The sequence below is a fragment of the Acinetobacter sp. YH01022 genome, assembly GCF_013420235.1.
Taxonomy (GTDB): domain Bacteria; phylum Pseudomonadota; class Gammaproteobacteria; order Pseudomonadales; family Moraxellaceae; genus Acinetobacter.
The window spans coordinates 17,832-39,668 of sequence record NZ_VOYP01000013.1; the positions used below are offsets into that span (position 1 = coordinate 17,832).

Annotated in this window: 19 protein-coding genes; 14 read left to right on the forward strand and 5 right to left on the reverse strand. The window is 42.2% G+C overall.

Annotated features, from left to right (window positions below; genetic code table 11):
* Nucleotides 1-57 precede the first annotated feature (57 nt).
* Nucleotides 58-492: a chlorhexidine efflux PACE transporter AceI gene (gene aceI, locus FTT87_RS06475; protein ID WP_180080284.1), complete on the forward strand. Its 435-nt coding sequence runs from the start codon at nt 58-60 to the stop codon at nt 490-492.
* A 170-nt stretch (nt 493-662) separates the two neighbouring features.
* Here aceI and FTT87_RS06480 read toward each other — a convergent pair whose 3' ends face one another.
* Nucleotides 663-2,180, reverse strand: coding sequence for an acetyl-CoA C-acetyltransferase (locus FTT87_RS06480; protein WP_180080280.1), 1,518 nt, complete (start codon nt 2,178-2,180; stop codon nt 663-665).
* Nucleotides 2,181-2,420: 240 nt separating this feature from the next.
* Between FTT87_RS06480 and FTT87_RS06485 the strand changes: the two genes are divergently transcribed.
* From FTT87_RS06485 to dnaX, 5 genes are all read left to right on the forward strand, one after another.
* Nucleotides 2,421-3,812 carry a 3-oxoacyl-ACP reductase gene (locus FTT87_RS06485; protein WP_180080276.1) on the forward strand — a complete coding sequence of 464 codons (1,392 nt, stop codon included), beginning with the start codon at nt 2,421-2,423 and terminating at the stop codon, nt 3,810-3,812.
* Between the two features lie 139 nt (nt 3,813-3,951).
* A complete protein-coding gene (locus FTT87_RS06490; RefSeq protein WP_180174561.1) occupies nt 3,952-4,806 on the forward strand; it encodes a MaoC/PaaZ C-terminal domain-containing protein in 855 nt (284 codons plus the stop codon).
* Nucleotides 4,807-4,883: 77 nt separating this feature from the next.
* Entirely contained in the window at nt 4,884-6,149 is a 1,266-nt protein-coding gene (locus tag FTT87_RS06495) for a serine hydrolase (RefSeq protein ID WP_180174562.1), read from the forward strand.
* Between the two features lie 76 nt (nt 6,150-6,225).
* Nucleotides 6,226-6,663, forward strand: coding sequence for a copper resistance protein NlpE N-terminal domain-containing protein (locus tag FTT87_RS06500; RefSeq protein ID WP_180174563.1), 438 nt, complete (start codon nt 6,226-6,228; stop codon nt 6,661-6,663).
* Nucleotides 6,664-6,809: 146 nt separating this feature from the next.
* Nucleotides 6,810-8,942, forward strand: coding sequence for a DNA polymerase III subunit gamma/tau (gene dnaX, locus FTT87_RS06505; RefSeq protein WP_180174564.1), 2,133 nt, complete (start codon nt 6,810-6,812; stop codon nt 8,940-8,942).
* 2 nt (nt 8,943-8,944) lie between these two features.
* On the opposite strand, the gene FTT87_RS06510 is transcribed toward dnaX, so the two are convergent.
* Nucleotides 8,945-9,382 carry a thioesterase family protein gene (locus FTT87_RS06510; RefSeq protein ID WP_180042992.1) on the reverse strand — a complete coding sequence of 146 codons (438 nt, stop codon included), beginning with the start codon at nt 9,380-9,382 and terminating at the stop codon, nt 8,945-8,947.
* A gap of 165 nt (nt 9,383-9,547) precedes the next feature.
* Nucleotides 9,548-10,708 carry an iron-containing alcohol dehydrogenase gene (locus FTT87_RS06515; RefSeq protein ID WP_180080265.1) on the reverse strand — a complete coding sequence of 387 codons (1,161 nt, stop codon included), beginning with the start codon at nt 10,706-10,708 and terminating at the stop codon, nt 9,548-9,550.
* A 116-nt stretch (nt 10,709-10,824) separates the two neighbouring features.
* On the opposite strand from FTT87_RS06515, the gene FTT87_RS06520 reads away from it, so the two are divergent.
* The 4 genes from FTT87_RS06520 to FTT87_RS06535 are packed head-to-tail and all read left to right on the forward strand — an operon-like array spanning nt 10,825 to nt 14,573.
* Nucleotides 10,825-11,349, forward strand: coding sequence for a low molecular weight protein-tyrosine-phosphatase (locus FTT87_RS06520; protein ID WP_180042973.1), 525 nt, complete (start codon nt 10,825-10,827; stop codon nt 11,347-11,349).
* 12 nt (nt 11,350-11,361) lie between these two features.
* The gene (murB, locus tag FTT87_RS06525) at nt 11,362-12,396 is read left to right on the forward strand and encodes a UDP-N-acetylmuramate dehydrogenase (protein ID WP_180174565.1); all 1,035 of its coding nucleotides are present in this window, start codon (nt 11,362-11,364) and stop codon (nt 12,394-12,396) included.
* A gap of 6 nt (nt 12,397-12,402) precedes the next feature.
* Nucleotides 12,403-13,530, forward strand: coding sequence for an ElyC/SanA/YdcF family protein (locus FTT87_RS06530; RefSeq protein ID WP_086195432.1), 1,128 nt, complete (start codon nt 12,403-12,405; stop codon nt 13,528-13,530).
* Nucleotides 13,530-14,573 (forward strand): alpha/beta hydrolase, encoded by a 1,044-nt coding sequence (locus FTT87_RS06535; RefSeq protein ID WP_180042975.1) that lies wholly within the window; start codon nt 13,530-13,532, stop codon nt 14,571-14,573. The genes FTT87_RS06530 and FTT87_RS06535 overlap by 1 nt, the downstream gene beginning before the upstream one ends.
* Nucleotides 14,574-14,654: 81 nt before the next feature.
* Here the strand turns inward: FTT87_RS06535 and FTT87_RS06540 are convergent, their stop codons facing one another.
* On the reverse strand, nt 14,655-16,325 hold the full coding sequence (locus FTT87_RS06540) for an FMN-binding glutamate synthase family protein (RefSeq protein WP_180174566.1): 1,671 nt from the start codon (nt 16,323-16,325) through the stop codon (nt 14,655-14,657).
* A 533-nt stretch (nt 16,326-16,858) separates the two neighbouring features.
* A complete protein-coding gene (locus FTT87_RS06545) occupies nt 16,859-17,860 on the reverse strand; it encodes a YafY family protein (protein WP_180042977.1) in 1,002 nt (333 codons plus the stop codon).
* 234 nt (nt 17,861-18,094) lie between these two features.
* Here FTT87_RS06545 and FTT87_RS06550 point away from each other — a divergent pair, with 234 nt between their 5' ends.
* Genes FTT87_RS06550 through FTT87_RS06565 form a run of 4 tightly spaced genes read left to right on the forward strand, consistent with a single transcriptional unit; the run spans nt 18,095 to nt 21,825 of the window.
* Nucleotides 18,095-19,654, forward strand: coding sequence for a circularly permuted type 2 ATP-grasp protein (locus tag FTT87_RS06550; protein ID WP_180174567.1), 1,560 nt, complete (start codon nt 18,095-18,097; stop codon nt 19,652-19,654).
* A 24-nt stretch (nt 19,655-19,678) separates the two neighbouring features.
* Nucleotides 19,679-20,281: an alpha-E domain-containing protein gene (locus FTT87_RS06555; RefSeq protein ID WP_180174568.1), complete on the forward strand. Its 603-nt coding sequence runs from the start codon at nt 19,679-19,681 to the stop codon at nt 20,279-20,281.
* Complete coding sequence (locus FTT87_RS06560) at nt 20,278-21,057, forward strand: transglutaminase family protein (RefSeq protein ID WP_180174569.1); 780 nt, start codon at nt 20,278-20,280, stop codon at nt 21,055-21,057. Before FTT87_RS06555 ends, FTT87_RS06560 begins: the two co-directional genes overlap by 4 nt.
* Before the next feature lie 27 nt (nt 21,058-21,084).
* Nucleotides 21,085-21,825, forward strand: coding sequence for a proteasome-type protease (locus FTT87_RS06565; RefSeq protein WP_086197263.1), 741 nt, complete (start codon nt 21,085-21,087; stop codon nt 21,823-21,825).
* Nucleotides 21,826-21,837: the final 12 nt, after the last annotated feature.

The window sequence follows — 21,837 nt, forward strand, 5'->3', positions numbered from 1 at the left end:
TCGATTAATCAATATTATCAAAATAAAATGTCTGCATCCAAATGAAAGAGTTTTAAAATGTTGATGTCAAAAAGAAGGATAATCCATGCGCTAAGCTATGAAACGATCCTACTGGTGATCATTGCAATTGCATTAAGCTTTATTTTTGAAATGCCTATGGAGGTGACCGGTAGCTTAGGTGTTGCAATGGCCGTGACTTCCGTGATTTGGAATATGACTTTCAATCATTTTTTTGAAAACTTTGAAGCCAAACGTCAACTGAAAAGAACAGTCGGTGTACGTGTTTTACATGCTATTGGTTTTGAAGGTGGTTTGATGCTGGCGACCATTCCAATGGTGGCTTATGCTTTGGAGATGTCAATTTGGCAGGCAATTTTGACTGATCTCAGTATGACTTTGTGTATTCTGGTCTATACTTTTATTTTCCAGTGGTGTTATGACTATATTGAAGCTAAATTGAACATTAGTCATCATGTGAAATCTACAGCCTAATTTAAATCTGTGATCTAAAAAGCATGGCTGATGTATGGTTTTTGATAGACACTCATCTTATTTGTATTTTCGCATATTCAAGATATTAGTGAGCATATAAATAGCCAAATAATAAGATGATAATAAAAAAGCCCCTCACTCGAGGAGCTTTCCTGAACCAAAGATTCAGATTATTTTTCAATAATTGCTGTTACACCTTGACCACCCGCAGCACAAATCGAGACTAAAACACGGCCTGAACCTTTTTGGTGAATCAGTTTTGCTGCGGTTGCGATAAGACGACCGCCAGTGGCTGCAAATGGGTGACCCGCTGCTAAAGATGAACCTTTAACGTTAAGCTTGGAACGGTCAATTGAACCCAGTGGAGCATCCAAGCCTAAACGTTCTTTACAGAATTTTGGGTCTTCCCATGCCTTAAGGGTAGAAAGAACCTGTGATGCAAATGCTTCATGAATTTCATAGTAGTCGAAATCTTGCAGGGTAAGACCGGCACGTTCGAGCATACGTGGAACGGCATAAGCAGGTGCCATCAACAAGCCTTCTTTTTTCTCAACAAAGTCAACTGCTGCAGTTTCCTGGAATGTTAAGTAAGCTAAAATTTCGTGACCATTGGCTTTAGCCCATTCCTCAGAAGCTAACAATACACAAGATGCACCATCAGTGAGTGGAGTTGAGTTGCCCGCAGTCATGGTACGTGCATCACCTTTACCAAAAGCCGGTTTAAGTTTTGCAAGTTTTTCTACAGAAGAATCTGCACGTAAGTTATTGTCACGTTCTAAACCGATGAATGGTGTGATCAGGTCATCGAAGAAGCCTTCTTCGTATGCAGCCGCCATTTTTTGGTGAGATGACGCTGCAAGTTCGTCCTGTGCTTCACGAGAAATACCCCATTCAAGTGCAGTAATCGCCTGATGGTCACCCATAGAAAGACCGGTACGTGGCTCACCGTTTTTAGGGGCATCCATCAAGTCTTTAACATTAATTTTGGTTAATGCTTTTAAACGGTCTTTCGCGGTTTTCGCAATGTTCAGTTCAAGCAATGCCTTACGTAAGCCATCACCGAAAGAAATTGGCGCATCAGAAGTCGTATCTACACCACCCGCAATACCGACTTCAATTTGACCCAGTGCAATTTTGTTGGCAATCTGGAATGCTGCTTGCAAGCCTGTACCACAGGCTTGCTGAATATCGTAAGCAGGTGTTTCTGGAGCAAGTTCAGTATTTAACACGCACTCACGGGTCATGTTAAAGTCACGGCTGTGTTTTAAAACTGCGCCGGCAACGACTTCGCCTAAACGTTGACCTTGTAAATTAAAACGCTCAATCAGACCATTTAATGCTGCAGTAAACATGTCGCTGTTAGAAGCAGTAAAGTAAGCACCGTTTGAACGGGCGAAAGGAATACGGTTACCACCGATAATTGCAACGCGGCGAACTGTGTTTTGGCTCATGGTGTTATCCTGTTGAACAGACGTTTGAGGTGTAGATTCGGGTGTTATTGTCGTTGAAGCTATAGTTTTACTACGTGCCGATGTGGAACGGGTACGGGGTGTTTTAGGCGCAGCATCTGCTGACGTGGCCGCCGGGCCAGAAGTTTTAGTTGTGCGCGCAGTACTTTTTGATGGTTTTGACACAGTTTCCGTAGCAGAATTATCGACTGCCGGATTTTCTTGAGTTGTTTTGCTCATCAGGCTTTTCCAAGCATTTTACAGTATTCTTGGCGTGTACATTAACATAATCTAAAAACAGCTGAATTGACTAAAATGACATTAGGCAAAGCATTCAGGTCAAGACATCTATAATTTAACTCAAGTATGATTCTATGGAAACTGATGGATGTATTGAAATATAAGTGCCTGACATCATATTGAAGTTAAAAAGATATTTTCAAAACCATCAAAAATTAATTTGTATGAGAGATAATAAACATGACTGATCAATACCAAACCTTTGCAAAATCTCCTATTGGTAAATTTGTCATCAAAAATTTAGGCTTGCCATCGCCAACTTTTTTAGAGCGTTTTGAGTCTGCGACACCTGTAGTGAAAGGGGCGGTGTTATTTGGTGCTGCATCATCAAGTACATTATCTGGTGCAATCGCACAGGTTCTGGCCAATATTCATGCCAATAGCTACGCAGGTAACAACTCCGAATTACAGCAAGCAGCTGCAAAAACAGGTTTAAATCTGGGCGCTTTTCACCCGGGCGATAAAGAGTCTAAATTTAAAGCAGTCATTTTTGATGCGTCTGGTATCCAAAACTCTGAACAGCTAAAAGAACTTTATAACTTCTTTAACCCGATTGCGCGTCAAATCCAGGCTTCAGGCCGTGTCATCGTTGTAGGGATTAGCCCTGAGACTGCAAAAACGCTAAAACAGGCCATTGCCCAACGTGCACTTGAAGGTTTTGTAAAATCAGTCGGTAAAGAGTTTAAGAAAGGTATAGCGGCAAATCTGATTTATGTTGATCAAGGTGCTGAAGCAAACCTTGAATCTACAGTGCGTTTTGCATTATCTCCGCGTTCTGCTTATGTTTCTGGTCAAGTTATTCGGGTTTCTAAAGCTGAAGTTGTCGATGTAGACTGGGCCAAACCTCTTGCTGGAAAAACTGCTGTAGTCACTGGTGCAAGCCGCGGGATTGGTGAAGCAATTGCCCATGTACTTTCACGTGATGGCGCACATGTCATTTGCCTGGACGTTCCCCAACAGCAGGCGGATCTGGACCGTGTTGCGGGTGCCATTGGCGGTTCAACTTTAGCAATTGACATCACGGCTGCGGATGCCGGTGAAAAAATTAAGGCTGCAGCAGCGGCGAAGGGCGGTCTTGATATCATCGTACATAATGCAGGAATTACCCGTGACAAAACTTTGGCCAATATGAAACCAGAGCTTTGGGATTTGGTGATCAACATTAACTTGTCTGCAATTGAGCGTGTCAATGATTACCTTATTGAAAATGCAGGGTTGAACAGCAACGGTCGTATTGTTTGCGTATCGTCAATTTCAGGTATTGCGGGTAATTTAGGGCAAACCAACTATGCTGCTTCTAAAGCGGGCGTGATTGGTGTGGTGAAATTTACGGCACCTATTTTGAAAAATGGCGTAACCATTAATGCCGTAGCACCGGGCTTCATTGAAACGCAAATGACAGCGGCAATTCCATTTGCGATTCGTGAAGCAGGTCGCCGTATGAACTCAATGAGTCAAGGCGGTCTACCGGTTGATGTTGCTGAAACAATTGCATTATTTGCATCTTCAGCGTCTACAGGTTTAAATGGTAACGTGGTTCGTGTGTGTGGTCAAAGCTTGTTAGGGGCTTAACACATTAAAGTCCTCTCCCTTGGGGAGAGGATTTAGGAGAGGGAGATAAGGGGATATATTATTAACCCTCTCTCTAGCTCTCTCCCAGAGGGAGAGAGAACTCCATTAAATAAATTAGAAAAACTTCCAAAGGTTCAGTATGAATACTCGCCATTTTAGTCAACTTCCAAAACCTTATTTAGCCTATCCGAAAGTGATTCAAGGCTTGATTTTTAAAAAGCCTAAAGGTGAACAAGTGCTGCCGCAAGTTGAATATGTGGTGGATTCATTCAAGGTCGATCAAAAGCATCTTAAAGCTTATAACGAAGTGTGCGGCTTCAAGAATAATGGTTATATTCCAGCCATTTATTTAGCGGTGCTATCGCAAAGCCTGCAAATGCATATGATGACGACTGAGACTTTCCCATTTGCAATTTTAGGTCTGGTACATATTCGCAACCAGATTAAACAAAACCGCAAAGTGGGTACTAATGAAGCATTAACATTGTCCTGCAAGTTTGGTGATATACAACCTCATGATAAGGGCGTGCAGTTTGACTTTATGACCACGGCGAAAGTCGGCAATGACGTGGTGATGGAAGGGGTAACTACCTATTTAGCCCGTCAAAAAACCAGTGTTAAAGCTACTCCTAAACTGGTAGACAATAAAACGCCAGCCTATGAACTCAATGCCGAATGGAATGTATCTGAAAATACCGGTCGCCGTTATGCTTTAACGTCTGGTGACTTTAACCTGATTCATATCCATGCCATCACGGCAAAAGCATTCGGTTTTAAACAGGCGATTGCCCATGGTATGTGGAGCAAAGCGAAAGCACTGGCCAGCTTAACTTTGCCAGATGCCTACGAAGCTGATGTCTGGTTTAAGCTCCCGATGTATCTCCCTTCAAAAGTGGAGTTCTTGACTGCTCAGGAAGGACAAGATACCGAGTTTGTCATCCGAAACGGTAAAAACAAAAAACCGCATGTCACGGGAAGTGTCAAAGCACTTTAAGACCAAAGCCTAAGTCACTGTCGATTTAGGCTTTTTTGTTTTAAGCTCATGGAAAACAGATTTCTAGGGATGGAAGGATGCAGCAACTAAAAGATTACCTTTTTGCCAATACGGCAAATTATCAAGGTCACGTCGATGAACGCTTTATCGACCTTGCCAGACAGTTCAGCCGGATGCAGGATGTACGGACAGAGTTAGGTGGCGCTGCTCTGGTGATTTATTTTCAGGGTCAAAAAGTTGTTGATATCTGGACCGGGAAAAAGTCTGAAACTGAAAGCTGGCAAGCAAATACCTTGTCGCTCTGCTATTCCACCGGGAAAGGGGTTTTATCTACCTTAGCGCATATTTTAGTCAGTGAAGGTTTTGTTGAGTATGATATTCCAGTAGCAACTTACTGGCCTGAATTTGCCCAACAGGGTAAAGATCAAATTACCTTAAGGCATATGCTGAGTCATCAAAGCGGTTTATATGATATTCGCAATCTTGTTGCTGATGCCTCGGAAATGGCGGATTGGCAGCATATGCTTGCTGTTATAGCCCAGGCCAAACCACGTTTTGCAGTGGCGACAGATGCAGCATATCAGCCCTTAACCTTTGGCTGGCAAGTCGGTGGCATTTTGGAAAAAGCCACAGGTAAAACACTGGCGGAACTGATGCAACAATATCTGGTTGCACCATTACAATTAGATGCTGCCTATTTTGGTGTACCTAAGGAAAAACTGGCTGAAGTTGCCCGGATTATTCCTCAACAAAAAGTTTCAAAAGATAAGCTTCAAAATCCCAAACCTAAAGTAAAACCTACACAGGCACGCAAAGCATCTCCATTCGATAAATTATTGGAGTTATCCGGCCAAAAACCTCAAGACTTTCAGGATGCGATGATTCCAAAAGGAATGAAAAATTTCAGCTTTTTTAGTGATCAAGGTTTACAAGTTATAATTCCTGCGGCAACAGGTGTATTTAGTGCCAATAGCCTAGCTCGAATTTATGCCATGCTTGCGAATGGCGGGGAGTGGCAAGGGCAGCAGTTGATAGGCACTGAAATCTTTAAGCAGTTAAGCCAAATTCAGTACACCCGACGTGACCGGATTATGCCACTACCGATGCATTGGCGATTGGGTTATCACCGTATCCTGACTTTGGGAAAATCATCCTCAGGGTTTGGGCATATGGGCTTTAATGGTTCTGGTGCATGGTGTGACCCGGAGCGTGGTTTAAGTTTTTCCTATCCCCATAATTTTTCCACGGCTTCCATCACAGGCGATTACCGGCTGTGGGGCTTGACCCAGGAAACACTACGCTGCGCGGATCGTATCTTGGCAGGTCGTAAGGGTTGGTTTTAATGTGCAACATGTTGCTGAGGAAAATAACGGGAAAATATGCTACTTTGCCTGAGATTCTAGCTGCTGTTGATATTTCATGAAAAATGTCGTGTTAATTCCTTTGCTGGCAAGTACTGCATTATTGGGATGTCAGGATGCCAACCAATCGAATACGCAAGGTAAGGCATCTATAGAATCACAAAAGCAACTGGCAGCGTGGGCAGGAGAATATGAGGGTACAACACCGTGCATGAGCTGTTTATCCCGTTGTGAAGATTGTTCAGGTATGGCTGTGACTTTGGCATTATATGAAGATCAAACCTATACCTTAACCCGTGAAAGTTTAAGTGGTCATAGTGAAGTCGAAACCTTGAAAGGTAAGCTGCGTTTTACAGATGAATCAAAGCAAAGAATTGAGCTGATCAATGTGGCAACGCGTAATTTACTCTATGTAAATTTAGATGAAAAAGTTCTTGAAATTCGTGAAGATCAAAGCGGTAAAAGCTACCAGATGCAAAGTGATTTTCTTTTGTGAAAACTAAGCTAATTTTATTGAATGTATAAATAAAAATTTCGTCTTTGTTTCGGTGGAATAGAAGATTTTTATTGTTCATACCTCCGCCATTTATTTCACTATTTTATAAAAAAACAGTATGCTTAGACCTGTAAAAAGGAGCATACATGTATCAAGTACTTGCACGAAAATACCGTCCACGTAATTTTAATGAATTGGTGGGGCAAAACCATGTGTCGCGCGCACTGACGAGTGCCTTGGAACGTGGTCGGTTGCATCATGCGTATTTGTTTACCGGGACGCGCGGGGTAGGTAAAACCACCATTGCCCGTATTTTGGCGAAATGTCTGAACTGTGAAACTGGCGTGACCTCAACGCCTTGCGAGGTCTGTGCAACCTGTAAGGCGGTGAATGAAGGCCGTTTTATCGATTTAATCGAAATTGATGCGGCATCACGTACAAAAGTAGAAGATACACGTGAATTGTTGGATAACGTTCCCTATGCTCCTACACAAGGTCGTTTTAAGGTTTACTTGATCGATGAAGTGCATATGCTCTCAACGCATTCCTTTAATGCGCTGCTCAAAACACTTGAAGAACCGCCAGAACATGTAAAATTCCTTTTTGCCACGACTGATCCACAAAAATTACCGATTACCGTTATTTCCCGTTGCTTGCAATTTACTTTGCGTCCACTAGCAGTCGATGAAATTACCGAACATCTCACCAGTATCTTAAACAAAGAAGAAATAAAAGCCGAACAGGATGCCATCTGGCAAATTGCTGAATCTGCCCAGGGTTCATTACGTGATGCCTTATCTTTAACCGATCAGGCCATTGCCTATGGTCAGGGCGCAATCCAGCATCAAGATGTCAAAGACATGCTGGGTCTGATTGACCGTACCATCATTTATGATTTGATCTTGGCCATTCATCAGAACCAGAAAGCCCGTGTCAGTGAATTGCTGATGCAATTTAGACAACAGGCGCTGGATGTGTCACTGGTTCTGGATCAATTGATTTCAACCTTGCATGAGCTGGCATTATTGCAGTATTTGCCTGAGCTGAGCTTGAAATACAGTGCTGAAATCAATCAAAAGATTATGCAGTTATCTCAATGCATTTCAGCACAAGATTTACAATTGTATTATCAGGTGGCCTGTAAAGGCCGTGCTGACCTGCAACTGGCGGTGACGCAAGAGCAGGGCTTTGAAATGTGCGTATTGCGCTTATTGGCGTTCCGTCCATTACAGCCCAATGAAGTTCCAGTATCGCAAGCACAACAAGTTGTTACACCGGGCGTTCAGCCTGTAGTACAACAGTCGATTCAACACGAGGTTCAGCAGCAAGCATCTCAAAATATAATGGTAGAACAGGACACACCTGTTGAATCAGCAGCTGTATATGATGATTTTGATGATGCTCAGTATGATGATGACCCATTTAATGAAGTTACAGCTCAATCTGTTTCTGTAGATGAACCAAGTTCGGATGATTTCCTGGAACTCGAAACAGTAGAAGCTGAAGTGCTATCTAAATTACCAGATTCACCATTAAATCCGGATCAAGCACAGTCAGAAAAAATTATCTTCGATCCATCCAGTGACGATGCATTATTTGGCTTTGACGATGAGCCGGAAGCGCTCAGCAATACAACTGATGAAGCAAGCAGTGATGACTTTCTGTTTGATGAACTAGTACCCTTAGTACCTTTAGCAGCCAATCAATCAACGCCTGTCAAAGCTCCAGCGGAAGTTCAGGTGCAAGTTCAGCAACCTATAGAAGAAACAGCACAAGATTCATTATTTGATTTGGCAGCTGAACCGGCTGTTCCTGCACATCAAGATGTACAAGGCAATCTGTCAGATGTTTCCTCGAAACTGATGCCACAAGATATTTTAAGACTAAAGCCTCAAGTTCTTGAAGGCGAGTGGACGGTGGATAAATGGGAGTATTGGTTCCGTAACAGTGATCTTTCACCGGCAGTCCAAGAATTGGCTCAACATGGCGTGATGACGGGGCAAATTAATGGTGATTCAATCTTCCATATTCCAAAACAATATGAAGCTCTGTTGACCCAGTTGCAGCATGCCTTGGAGCAGGCATTAAAAACAGAATGGTCGAGTACTCATTTTCAGGTTCATTATGCAGATGTAGAAACCACAACGCCGTATAGCATGCAAAGTGAGCGTAAAGAAAAAGCCTATGCACGTGCGGCAGAGCTACTGCATGCAGAACCAGCGGTCAAAGAGCTTCTGCAAAACTTTGAGGGTGAAATACAGAATATCCAGCTCAAATAAGCTTATTCATTCACATTATATAGATATAAAGCATCCCGTATTTTAATTGGAATCGGGGTGCTTTTTCGTGTCTGTCGGTCTACAAATACATGTACGAAATGACCCTGTGCAGAAGCCACTTCATGACCCTGTTTAAAAATCGCTAAATCATATTGTACGGATGAATTTCCCAGTTTCGAAATAGCTACGCCGACCTCAATGATTTCAGGATAAGACAGTTCCTGAAAAAAGCTACATGCCGAATCGACCACCAAGCCAATGACTGGCGAATAGCGAATATCAAAGTCGGCCTTTTCAATCAGTAAGGCATTGGCAGCTGTATCAAAATAACTGTAATAAGTCACATTGTTGACGTGTCCATAAATATCATTATCCGACCAGCGGGTTTGAATAGGTAAAAAGTATGAAAAATCGGCACGATGTTTGGGTATTTGTTTCATTGGCATAGTTGTTTTGATGATTTCATTTGTTTTTACTGTGAAGTCCATAAAAATACAAGTGAAAAAATAGATCATCTCAATAAAATGGGATGACCTGTAATAAATCATTATTTGGTTATTTTGATATCACTTAAATCTGTTTTTATCACAAATATAAATAGAAATTTATGCATAAATAGCTTGGTAAATTTCCCGTGCATCCTGTTGAATCAGGTCACGCGGGTTATTTTGCAACAGCCGGGTTTGCAGCATCGCATCACTTGCCAATTGATCCAGCATATTTTCAGGAACATTTAAATCTTTCAGCTTTAAAATCAGGCCACTTTGGTCTAAGTGATTTTGCATATGATCAATAAATAAATCACACAAACCATCTGTACTGCCAGTACTTTTCGGGTCCAACCAGCACATCAGTTCGGCATAGTACTGTTTGGCATTTGGTGCATTGAATTTTAATACTTCGGTCAAAACCAGAGCATTGCTATGGCCATGTGAAATATGAAAATGTCCGCCTAAGGGATAAGCCAGTGCATGGATTGCTGCCACAGGAGCATTGGCAAATGCCTGTCCGGCGAGCATTGATCCAACTAGCATATTTTGACGTGCTTCTAAATTCTGCCCATCTGCTAAGACTAAACTTAGATTTTTATTGAGTAATCTTAAAGCCTGTTTAGCTAACATGTCGGCATAGGGATTCTTTTTGATTTTTGAGGTATAGGCTTCAATCGCATGCACCATCGCATCAATACCGGTTGCCGCGGTAATATGTGCAGGTAAGTTTTGGGTAAAAGTCGCATCTAAAATGGCGACATCGGCAAATAAAACTGGAGCAACGATGCCTGTTTTGGTGGTTTCAGCTGTAGTGACAATCGAGATGGGAGTGACTTCGGAACCTGTACCGGCAGTGGTCGGGACTAAAAGCAAAGGTAGTCGAGGTGATTTGGCATTATTAACCCCGTATAAGTCTTGCAAGCTTTGCTGCTGTTCGGGATGGGCCAGTATTGCAATGATTTTCGCGACATCGAGCGAACTGCCACCACCAAAACCCAAGATGATGTCTGCTTTTTCATTCTTGGCGAATTGTACGGCGTCCAATACAATATGTTCAGGAGGATCGGACTGAACGTTTGAATAAATTGCATAGGGCAGTCGAATGGTTTCTAAAATTTCAATAATCAGCATATGCAGTTGCTGCTGAATGATGCCGGCATCGGTGACCAGCAACAGTTTTTTACAAGCGTGTTGTTGCAATAATGGCTTTAACTCATAGATCGAGCCCAGTCCTGAAATAATATTCGAGACGGTTTGAAATTGAAAATGGCTCATCTATTGCTTCCTTTTTGATATCAAAATCAAGATTATTGTTTTAGTGTTCTATAGGATTCATCCTGTAAATAACTTAACATAAGACACCTGAAAATAAAGCAGTAATTGAGGTTGTTATGTCATCCAAAACGCCCTATAAGGTGTTATGTGTATGTTTAGGAAATATTTGTCGCTCCCCCACGGCAGAAGTTGTTCTTAGACATTTTTGTGATAAACAGCAACTGAATATTATGATCGACTCTGCAGGAACCAGTAATTACCATCCCGGAAAAGCACCAGATGAGCGTAGCCAGAAACATGCCTTAAAACGGGGCTATGATTTATCATCGTTACGGGCGCGCCAGTTAAAAGCGCAAGATTTTCTTGAATTTGATCTTATTCTGGCGATGGATCATGAAAATTTATTCAATATTCAAATGCTTTTAAAACAGACTCAAACCGCATATGCGGCCCGCCAGATTCGGGCAAAAATTGCATTGATGAGTGAATACGATCAAACTTATCCCAAACAGGCGTTGCCAGATCCTTATTATGGCGGAGCAAATGGGTTTGAGCGTGTACTCGATCAGTGTGAATCGAGCAGCTTGGCTTGGGGCAGCATTTTTAAACAGCAGTTCAAACAACAGATCGATGTGAAATAAAGGTTTAAGCACATGAATATTCAAACTCAAATTCAACTTAAGCCTTTTAATACCTTAAGTCTTGATGCAACCACATCGCATTACTGCAAAGTTCAGTCCACAGCTGAATTGGTGGATGCTTTAAATTATGCTAAGCAACAGCAGTTAAATGTTTTGATTCTCTCCGGTGGCAGCAACATGCTTTTGCCGGAAAAAATCCATGCGCTTGTGATTCATATGGATATTCAAGGCATTGAATATGTGACTGAAGATGATTACAGCAAAACCATTCGCGTGGGTGCAGGTCAGGTCTGGCATGATTTCGTACTCTGGACTACAGAAAATCATTTATATGGCCTGCAGAATCTGGCACTTATTCCAGGTTTGGTCGGTGCATCTCCGGTACAGAATATTGGTGCCTATGGAGTAGAAGCGGGCGAGTTCATCGAGTCGGTTCAAGTTTATGACCGTCAGCTGGAACAATTCAGCACCATTCTGGCTCAAGATTGTGATTTTTCCTATCGGCACAGTATTTTTAAAGACGACCCGAACCGTTTTGTGATTACTCATGTGACTTTTAAGTTGCTTAAGCAAGCCCATTTAATGTTGAATTATGGGGATCTTAAACAAGCTGTGGGAGAGGAACAGACTGCTGAAAACCTGCAAAAACAAGTTATTCAGATTCGTCAAAGCAAATTGCCAGATCCAAAAGAATATCCTAATGTGGGAAGTTTCTTCAAAAATCCGATTATTTCAGAACAGCTTTTTGACCATTTAGTACAGACATTTCCGAATTTGCCCCATTACCCTCAGGCCAAAGGTGGGGTTAAAATTGCAGCAGGTTGGTTGATCGATCAATCCGGCTGGAAGGGTAAAAGACTGGGTGTGGTGGGTATGTTCCATAAGCAAGCTTTGGTACTGGTCAATTATGATCAGGCCAATCTGGCAGATGTTCAGACCACCTATCATGCTGTACAACACGATGTGCAGCAAAAATTTGATATTTTGTTAGAACCAGAACCAGTCTTGTTTGATGAAACAGGCTTAATTCGTTCACATATGGAATAAAAGACAATGGCGAAATCACATTGGATGGTTCGACTGGTACAAATTGCTTCAGTGCTATTTGTACTGTTCGGCTGTTTCATGGTTTTGCTTTATTCACCCTTTTATTCTGGTTGGGTGGTGAGTGCATTAAACAGTTTTGTGCCTGTAGAAGTGAATCAGGTCGCGGCAAAAAGCCAGCAAATGGCAGCTTTAAGTGAACATGAAGATCTGGAACCTGGTTCTAAAGTCTGGATTGCCCGTCAAGCCTATCTGAAATTGATGGAAGAGGCGATACAAAGCCATAATTCACAGGATCTGGTATTGATTCAAGCGCGTTATAAAGCCTTGCAACAAACGATTGAAGATGCACAACTCCAGGAAAAAGAACAACAGGACAAACCGCAAATTCCGCTGCTGGCAAATCCGGTCGAAGCTGCCTCTGAAGCAGAAGATCCAACTCAAACCGTTAAAGACTTGCTGGATTTGAACAGTACTGAAAATAAAGCCTTAATGGAAAAATATCTGGATTTTCTGCGCACGCATGAAATAGAACCGGAAAAGGTCGCTGAAGAACCGGTAGACGAAAGCATTTATCAGGATATTGCCCTGATTCATGAGCAAAATGAACAAGCACAGCCTCAAAGCTCTAAACCTTATGCGATTGTGGTCTTGGGAGGTGGGCTGACGCTAGATAAAAATAGCAAGGATATTGTGGTAAACAAATATACCCGTCTGCGCCTGGAAAAAACCTTAGAAATAGAACAACAGTACCGTTTACCGATTGTGCTGAGTGGTGTTGAAGCACCGTATATGCAGCGCTGGTTAAAAGCATATAATGTCGATGCGAAACTGCTGGAAGACCGCAGCATGAATACCTGTGAAAATTCGCGTTTTAGCTCATTGCTATTGCAAAAAAAAGGTGGAGCGCCACGGGTGATTTTGATTACCGACCGTTATCATATGCCGCGGACCCGTCGTTTATTTGCCTTAAATGGTATTGAAACTGTACCCGTAGAAGCACCCATGCCGACTCAATTGACCCGGTGGCGTCCAAGTGAACAGAATTATGATCATAGTCGCCGTGCCAATTATGAAATGTTAGCCACTATTCGTGATATCTGGTTTGGTTCCAGTGATTGCCGAGAGGTACCTTAATGCCTGATATTCCATTTTTAAATCCTGCCATTTTAAAACGGCTGGATTTACCCGTTCCAAGTCGTGAAACCACACCTCAATTACTTGAAGCATTGAATCTGAACCAGCCTTATCACCCTTCAGTCGAAATTCAGGCCTATCGCAAGTTATATGGTTTGCATTTGCTGGACTGTGAGCATTGGCAAGGTTATGTACAAATGCCTTTGTTTAAACTGCATGTACAGGTATTTCAACCGAATCTGGAAAAAAATGCCTTACCGAAAATACGAGGCACGGTATTTTTACTGCACGGCTATCTGGAACATAGCGGGATTTACCAGCCGATTATTCGTGAATTGCTGGAACAGGGTTTTAGTGTCATTACCTATGATTTGCCCGGTCATGGCCTCAGTGACGGTTCGCCGGCAAATATCAAGAATTTTGATCATTACCAGCAGGTATTACATGCTGTTTATCACTACATTAAAAATGCCGAGCAATTACCGAAACCCTGGTTAGGCATCGGTCAGAGTACCGGTGGTGCTATCTGGATGCATCATTTGCTGGAATTTGCCCAGCGTCGTGAAAATCCCTATGTAGACCGTGTATTATTGCTTTCACCGCTGCTTCGACCAGCCAAGTCGGCGTGGTGGCATAATTCTGTTGGTCTGGGTATTATCCGACGGATTAAGCGTCAGGTACCACGGCATTTTAGACGTAATAATCACAATCCTGAATTTCTACGTTTTGTCCGTTTAAAAGATCCGTTACAGCCCCGTATGATGGGAATGGACTGGATTCTGGCTATGTCAAAATGGATGCAGGAAATGGAAGCGCGTCCTGCTTGCCGAATTCCCGTTTGGCTGGCACAGGGAGCACAGGACCAGACGGTGGACTGGCGCTATAATATTGAGTTTATTCGTCGCAAGTTCCGTTTACAGACCTTATTGATGCTGGAAGAAGGGTCACATCAGTTGATCAATGAACGTGCCGATATTCGTGCTGCCTTAACCGGTTTGATTCCAGCTTTTTTACATGCTCAAAGTTCATCTGGTTATTATTGATTTTCGATTGCATCAATACGTCAAAGAGGCCAGATGGGCCTCTTTATTTTTTAAATAAGTCTCTCTGAATTTGTGCCGTGATTAAAATCGATCCGCATGGGCTAAATTCCAGATGCGATAATAGAAGTTTTCAGTATCCTCAGCTTTGCAGTTGAGTAATTCACCTTCTTTTAACCAGAAGTGTAACTGGGCATAGTTCTTAATTTCCCGGTCATTAATGCGCTGGGCTAAATGATGCGGCTTGATATCCGCTGGATGTTTTAAGCCTGCGACTGCAATCATTTCGGATAAGGCACGCAGGGTATTTTTTTGAAAATTCAAAACACGAACTGCCTTGCTGGGAACATGCAGGGCTTTTTGCCGTTCCTGGTCTTGGGTGGTAACACCAACCGGGCATTGGTTGGTATGACAACTTTGTGCCTGAATACAGCCTACGGCAAACATAAAGCCACGTGCTGAATTGACCCAGTCTGCCCCAATTGCCATGGTACTAGCAATGTCAAATGCACTGATAATTTTGCCGCTTGCTCCTATCTTGATTCGATTTCTTAAACCTGCACCGACCAAGGTGTTATGGACAAACAGTAAACCTTCACGTAAAGGCGTACCCACGTGGTCAATCAGTTCAATCGGGGCGGCACCACTACCACCTTCAGAGCCATCTACCACAATAAAGTCCGGCACAATTTGAGTTTCAAGCATGGCTTTGACAATACTCATGAATTGCCAGGGCTGGCCAATACAGAGTTTAAAGCCCACCGGTTTACCGCCAGACAGTTCACGCAGTTGCTGTATAAAATGCATCATTTCAATCGGAGTGCTAAATGTAGAATGTTGTGCTGGGGATACGCAATCATGTTCCCGGCTCACTCCGCGTATCTGGGCAATTTCTTCTGAAATTTTGCTTTTGGGTAAAATTCCTCCATGACCCGGGTTTGCCCCTTGAGACAGCTTGATTTCTATCATCTTGATTTGCGGTAATCGTGCTTGCTTGGTAAATTTTTCCGGATCGAACTGACCCTCCAGAGTACGGCAGCCAAAGTAGGCACTACCCAGTTCCCACACGATATCCCCACCATTTTCCAGATGATAAGGGCTGATACTGCCTTCACCCGTATCATGGTAAAAATTGCCCATTTTCGCCCCCAGATTCAACGCCCGAATCGCATTGGCGCTCAGGCTGCCAAAACTCAGGGCGGAGATATTCATAATGGAGGCGCTATAGGGCTGTCGACATTGATGATTGCCGATTTGAATACGGAAGCTTTCAGGATCGGCAGGTTTGCATGGTGTAATGGAATGGGTAATAAAACGGTAATCTTGCTGATAGACATCAATCAGGGAGCCAAACGGTTTATCGGCATTTTTATTCTTGGCACGTTGATAAACCAGACTGCGTTGCATCCGTGAAAAAGGCAGGGCATCCTGATCGTCTTCAATAAAATATTGCCGGATTTCAGGACGAAACTCTTCAAAAATAAAGCGAAAATGTCCAATGATGGGATAATTTTTCAGGATTGAATGCTGATTTTGCAAGATATCATATACACCAACAAGGGTCAGGATTCCTGAAATCAGCCATAAAGAATTCAGAAAGGGATCGGAAAGAAAATAATGAATAGATTGAGGTTCATAGATAATTCTAAACCAGCTAATTGTTAAGGTAATAAAAATACAGCTAAACCAGACCGAGTATCGTGAGAAAAAAGTATTTAAAAGTCTATGTCTGACGGCTTGGGCTGGAACTGGCATTTTCATGTTTCCATCAAATGGTTCATAATATGAATTTGCCTATTTTATGTACACTGTACAAGTTCTGATTTGTAAAACCACTAAAAGGAGCTAAGAGTAAATCTCAGCTGTTAAGGTTGAGTATAGGTATTCTTGAATTGAATGAAAGTTGGACTGAACACTACATAAGAGTATATAAACACATGGAAATAGAAATTCAGAATAAATGCTTAATCAATAATCAGATTAACACTGCTGATCTTATGCTTTCACAAAGCGGAGAGTTTGAATTACATTGGTTTTATCTAAGCCACAGAGGTAATTTATATGACGATGAAATCCATTCGCTATAATAGTGGAGAACTGGCGTGCTAGTAGAGCACAATATGTTTTTCTCCATGTGTAAAATCCGTCACCATCAAGCTTTGTGTCGGGGTGAGAAAATAAAGCTTGATGTTCTAGAAGCTTACCAGACAATACTAAAAATAGATCCAAGCAGAAATATTCTATAGTCCCAAAGATTGGGACTTTTTTTATTGTTTATTTCAGTGCTTTTATTCATCCCCGATTTGACGAACTGCATTGGAAACTTCAATCGGCTCGATGTGCTGAATCTTGTTGCCAAAACTCCTTAACCACCATGCCAGTTGTGAAGTGAAAGGCACGGTTGCAGTGACTTGGGCCAAACCATTCTCTAATTTTTCAATCACCTGGTCCGTGCTGAGCTGGCTTTCATCAAAGTAATGTGCATCTTCTTCTGTCATAGTTAGTTTTAATGTCACATTTTGGGTCGGTTTATTGTAGTCGACCCTAAAGCCTAAGGCACCGGATTCAATATAGGCATCAATATCAAAGTTAACTGGATGCATCGCGCGCGAATTTAGCACCACAGCCGATTTAAAACGATGCAGGGCAAAGGTCTGAATATCGGTTTTATCATGGCGGGTACAAATCAAATAAATAATCGCACCTTTTTGTACCAACGCTAAGGGATTTAAAATATAGGTTTTTTCTTCGCCAGAATGGCTGCGTCCCTGGTAAACACATTCCAGCTGTTTATCTTGCAGCAAGCCTTCATAAATGGACTGTTGTGCCAGTTTGTCGACGACAGGGGGAATCAGCGGTTGAGTCGCCGGGACAATACGCACACGGTTAATCCATTGGCGTACATTGTTTTGGGTCGACAAGCTGCGACGTGCCAGATCAAACCATGGATTCATCTCTTCAATCAGGCTAGGCGGCAACAGGTGTTTTAAATGTTCTTCGACCATCATAAAGGTGACTGCTTGCGAGCTGGTCATATGCGGCAAACTTTGAATAGGCGCATCTGAACGCCAGCGCCAGCCTTGAGGCACGGTTTTACTGCTTTCAATCGGAAAACGTAGCGAGATTTGATTTAAATCACGTTGAATGGTACGCAGGCTGATATCAATGCCTTCACGCTGTAAAATTTCCTGTAATTCACGGGTGCCCATCCATTTCCCGGTAGAAAGACGAGATAAAATTTGCCACTGACGATACAGGCTATTTGACGTTTCTTTTTCTTGTGAAGACATAACTAAAATTAAAGAACCAGTAGAGTGTTTATATATCCATTAAATGATGAACACAATAAAAAAACTGAATTATTTTCGCAAGCATGGGTGTCTGTAACTCTGCATATTTTGCTCCAGATTTATGCAAAAAATGCCGTTGAATGCATAAAATCATCATAGCTCAATAACTTAAAGAATGATTGGCATGTTTGTTGCTAGAGTCTAATCACAATAGAAAACAATGACGAGGTTTGTATGCTTAAAGAGAATCAAGATACAAATTCAATTTCTTTATTAGAAAATTTTGCTCACAGTGATATCGAGACTAATAGTAGCGTGACTACGGTAAATCAAGTAAAGCCACAAAATAAGGTAAATGCATTATTTCAACAGTTCAAATCACATTTCTTTAATGAGCTGGTTGATGATCGAAACATGTCCGGAGAAACCTGCCAAAAGATAGAACATTGGTTATCACAGCATACCTTGGAAGAGTTAAAGTCGCTTAACCAAACCGCCAAGGAGCATTTTTTATATGACGGTATTACTTTTACCGTCTATGGCGAATCTGAAGGAATTGAACGAACCATTCCCTATGATCTGATTCCGCGTGTCATTGAGAAAAAACAATGGAACAAGGTGTCCCTAGGTTGTGCGCAAAGGGTACGCGCGCTGAATTTATTTTTACACGATATTTATCATCAACAGGACATTTTAAAAGCCAATATTGTGCCTGAGTTGCAGGTGTTGGCTCATGAAGCTTATCAGCCACATATGTATGCACATGACCTGAAAGGAAAAATTTACAGTCAAATCAGTGGGATCGATATTATCCGTGACCGTCATGGTGAATTTTATGTACTGGAAGATAATTTAAGAACGCCATCCGGTGTGTCTTATATGCTGGAAAGCCGGAAAATTAGCCAAAAAATAATGCCACAGCTGTTCCAGCAAAATAACATTTTGGGTATTGAACAATATCCTCAGTTACTCAAAGAGATCCTTGTTGAAAATGCCTATGTAGATAAGCCTTTTATTGTGGTCTTGACTCCGGGTCGTTATAACAGCGCATATTATGAACATTCCTTCCTGGCAAGGGAAATGGATGTGCCTTTAGTGACATCACGTGACCTTTTTGTAGAGAACGATAAGGTTTATGTCAAAACGATTCGTGGCAGACAGCGTGTTGATGTAATTTATCGGCGAGTCGATGATGCATATCTCGATCCTTTATGTTTTTTGCCGGATAGCACCTTGGGTGTGCCTGGCTTAATGTCAGCATATTTAAATCACAATGTGGTGATTGCCAACGCGCCGGGTACCGGAGTGGCTGATGATAAATCGATCTATCCATACGTGGATAAAATGATCCATTTTTATCTGGGCGAGCAGGCCATCTTAAAAAATGTACCGACTTATCTGTGTCGGGAAAGTGAAGATCTGGAATACGTCTTAGCCAATCTGGAACAACTGGTGGTGAAAGAAGCACAGGGTTCAGGTGGTTATGGCATGTTGATTGGCCCACATGCCTCAAACAGCCAGATTGAATCTTTTAGAGACAAAATTAGTGCGGCACCGCATTTGTATATTGCTCAGCCGACACTGGATTTATCAGTTTGCCCGACTTTAACCGATTTTGGCGTGGCAGAGCGTCATATAGATTTGCGACCATTCGTCCTTAGCTCACCATATCGAACCGAGATTGTACCGGGTGGCTTGACACGGGTAGCCATGCAGGCAGGGTCGCTGGTGGTGAATTCTTCACAAGGTGGTGGCATTAAAGACACCTGGGTTGTCGATAATCTGCATTCATAGACCTTTAACCATGGGAAGGAAATCATGATTTTATTAAATAGTAATGCTCAGCACATTTTTTGGTTAGGTCGTTATTTAACCCGGATTCAATATACCTGTAGCCAGTTTCCGTTTGTGGAAGATCAGGAGGCATTGCAATATGCCCATGCTTTTTGCTTGCCGGCTTTTGATGCGAGTTCACTCAATGCATTATTGCTGGATGCTGAACAGCCGTCGTCTTTTCATCAACAATTTCAATATGCCAAAGACAACATACAGGACTTGCGTGGCATACTTTCAGCCAAGACCTATGCAGAGCTGAATCAGCTAATTAAAAATGCTCATGCGAATGCGAGCTATATATGTGACGTGGCAGCAGATTGCCATGATGTGATAGAGGCTGAATCGGCAGATGTGTTTCTGTTTTTTAGTTTGGGGCAGAATATTGAGCAATTGGACAGACAAATTCGTCTAAAACAGGACCAAAACACAACTTTAGATAATATTGATAAAATTGTTGATCTGCTGACTCAGATTGGCTGGGATAAGCTAGATGCTGCCTGGCAGCAGCTTAAATTAAACCCGGATAGTATGAATTTCTATCACTTTAGTGATCATATTCAACAGCTGTTTGAGGTGGATGTATGAAGTTGATGATTAATCACCAAACGCATTATCAATATAGTGATCAGGTCTGCAACAGTATTCAGTATATTAAAATGACGCCAGGCAGCAATGCTCACCAGCAGGTACATTGTTGGGATGTGAGTGTGCCGGGGTTAAAAGAAATTAAAAGTGATGCTTTTAAAAATATCTGGATTACCAGTTCGCAGCGACAGCCCTACAGCCAAATGACCATCATGGCACAGGGCATTGTCGAGATTAACCCTGATACGCAATCTGGAGTTGCTACTGACATCAATCCACAATTATTTTTGCAGCCTACCACAAGTACGCTGTGCAATGCAGAGATGAAAAGTTTTGCAGATTGCTATGTTCCCCGCATTAATCGGGCTAACCTGATTGTGCTGTCTGAAGCTATCTTGAATTATATTCCTTATACACCTGAGCAAACTTCGGTTCATACCTCTGCAATCGAGGCTTTTCAATGCCGACAGGGGGTATGTCAGGATCACAGCCATGTCTTTATTGCCATGTGTAAATATTTAGGCTTGCCGGCACGTTATGTATCAGGTTATTTATTTGTACCCTATACCTCTCATCTTGCTAGTCACGCTTGGGCAGAGGTTTTTTTTGAAAATACGTGGTATTGTTTTGATACCAGCAACCAGTTATTTACGCCTAATGCACATATATATGTCGCCATAGGCCGGGATTACTGGGATGTTGCGCCAGTGCGAGGTATACGAGAGCGTGGAGGTATTGAATCCATGAGCTCTATTGTTCAAGTGCTCGCTTGCTGAAAATTTTAAAGTCATAAGGAGTTTCTAATGACTTATTGTTGTGCGCTACGGTTAAAAGACGGCCTGGTTTTTGTAAGTGATACCCGTACCAATGCCGGAGTTGATCACATCTCGGTATTTCGCAAGCTCTATATCTTTGGTGTGGAAGGAGAACGGTTTTTAACCATCCAGACATCAGGGAATTTAGCCACAACTCAAGCAGTGATTGGTCACTTAAACAACCATCTGGAACTTAAACAGGAACCGAACTTATATAGTGTCAACACTATGTTTGAGATGGCGGAACTGGTGGGGCACACCTTGAAAAAAGTGATTGCTGATGTGGTTGAAGATGCTCACACGCATGAACAAAGTAATTATTATTGCAGCATTTTGTTGGGTGGGCAGATTCAAGGGTCAGAAATGCAACTGTATAATATTTACCCGCAAGGCAATTTTATTTGTGCCACAGAAGATACTCCGTATTTTCAGATTGGTGAAAGTAAATATGGCAAGCCCATACTCGACCGGGCTTTAATTTATGAAATGCCTTTAGATGAAGCCGTACGCTGTTGTTTAATCTCTTTTGATTCTACCTTGCGTTCCAATGTTTCTGTAGGGATGCCACTTGATACGGTCGTGTATAGAAAAGATTCTTTGCATATTCCGAATGGCAAACGAATTTATGAAGAAGATCCCTATTTCTGGAAACTCAGTAAACAGTGGTCAGATACTTTGCGCCGTGGCTTACAGGAATTGCCAATCCCGACTGATGATTATCTAGAGTAATAAGCAGTTATG

Coding starts and splice junctions, on each gene's coding strand:
- aceI (WP_180080284.1), top strand. CDS start 58: ATGTTGATGTCAAAAAGAAGGATAATCCATGCGCTAAGCTATGAAACG.
- FTT87_RS06480 (WP_180080280.1), bottom strand. CDS start 2,180: ATGAGCAAAACAACTCAAGAAAATCCGGCAGTCGATAATTCTGCTACG.
- FTT87_RS06485 (WP_180080276.1), top strand. CDS start 2,421: ATGACTGATCAATACCAAACCTTTGCAAAATCTCCTATTGGTAAATTT.
- FTT87_RS06490 (WP_180174561.1), top strand. CDS start 3,952: ATGAATACTCGCCATTTTAGTCAACTTCCAAAACCTTATTTAGCCTAT.
- FTT87_RS06495 (WP_180174562.1), top strand. CDS start 4,884: ATGCAGCAACTAAAAGATTACCTTTTTGCCAATACGGCAAATTATCAA.
- FTT87_RS06500 (WP_180174563.1), top strand. CDS start 6,226: ATGAAAAATGTCGTGTTAATTCCTTTGCTGGCAAGTACTGCATTATTG.
- dnaX (WP_180174564.1), top strand. CDS start 6,810: ATGTATCAAGTACTTGCACGAAAATACCGTCCACGTAATTTTAATGAA.
- FTT87_RS06510 (WP_180042992.1), bottom strand. CDS start 9,382: ATGAAACAAATACCCAAACATCGTGCCGATTTTTCATACTTTTTACCT.
- FTT87_RS06515 (WP_180080265.1), bottom strand. CDS start 10,708: ATGAGCCATTTTCAATTTCAAACCGTCTCGAATATTATTTCAGGACTG.
- FTT87_RS06520 (WP_180042973.1), top strand. CDS start 10,825: ATGTCATCCAAAACGCCCTATAAGGTGTTATGTGTATGTTTAGGAAAT.
- murB (WP_180174565.1), top strand. CDS start 11,362: ATGAATATTCAAACTCAAATTCAACTTAAGCCTTTTAATACCTTAAGT.
- FTT87_RS06530 (WP_086195432.1), top strand. CDS start 12,403: ATGGCGAAATCACATTGGATGGTTCGACTGGTACAAATTGCTTCAGTG.
- FTT87_RS06535 (WP_180042975.1), top strand. CDS start 13,530: ATGCCTGATATTCCATTTTTAAATCCTGCCATTTTAAAACGGCTGGAT.
- FTT87_RS06540 (WP_180174566.1), bottom strand. CDS start 16,325: ATGCCAGTTCCAGCCCAAGCCGTCAGACATAGACTTTTAAATACTTTT.
- FTT87_RS06545 (WP_180042977.1), bottom strand. CDS start 17,860: ATGTCTTCACAAGAAAAAGAAACGTCAAATAGCCTGTATCGTCAGTGG.
- FTT87_RS06550 (WP_180174567.1), top strand. CDS start 18,095: ATGCTTAAAGAGAATCAAGATACAAATTCAATTTCTTTATTAGAAAAT.
- FTT87_RS06555 (WP_180174568.1), top strand. CDS start 19,679: ATGATTTTATTAAATAGTAATGCTCAGCACATTTTTTGGTTAGGTCGT.
- FTT87_RS06560 (WP_180174569.1), top strand. CDS start 20,278: ATGAAGTTGATGATTAATCACCAAACGCATTATCAATATAGTGATCAG.
- FTT87_RS06565 (WP_086197263.1), top strand. CDS start 21,085: ATGACTTATTGTTGTGCGCTACGGTTAAAAGACGGCCTGGTTTTTGTA.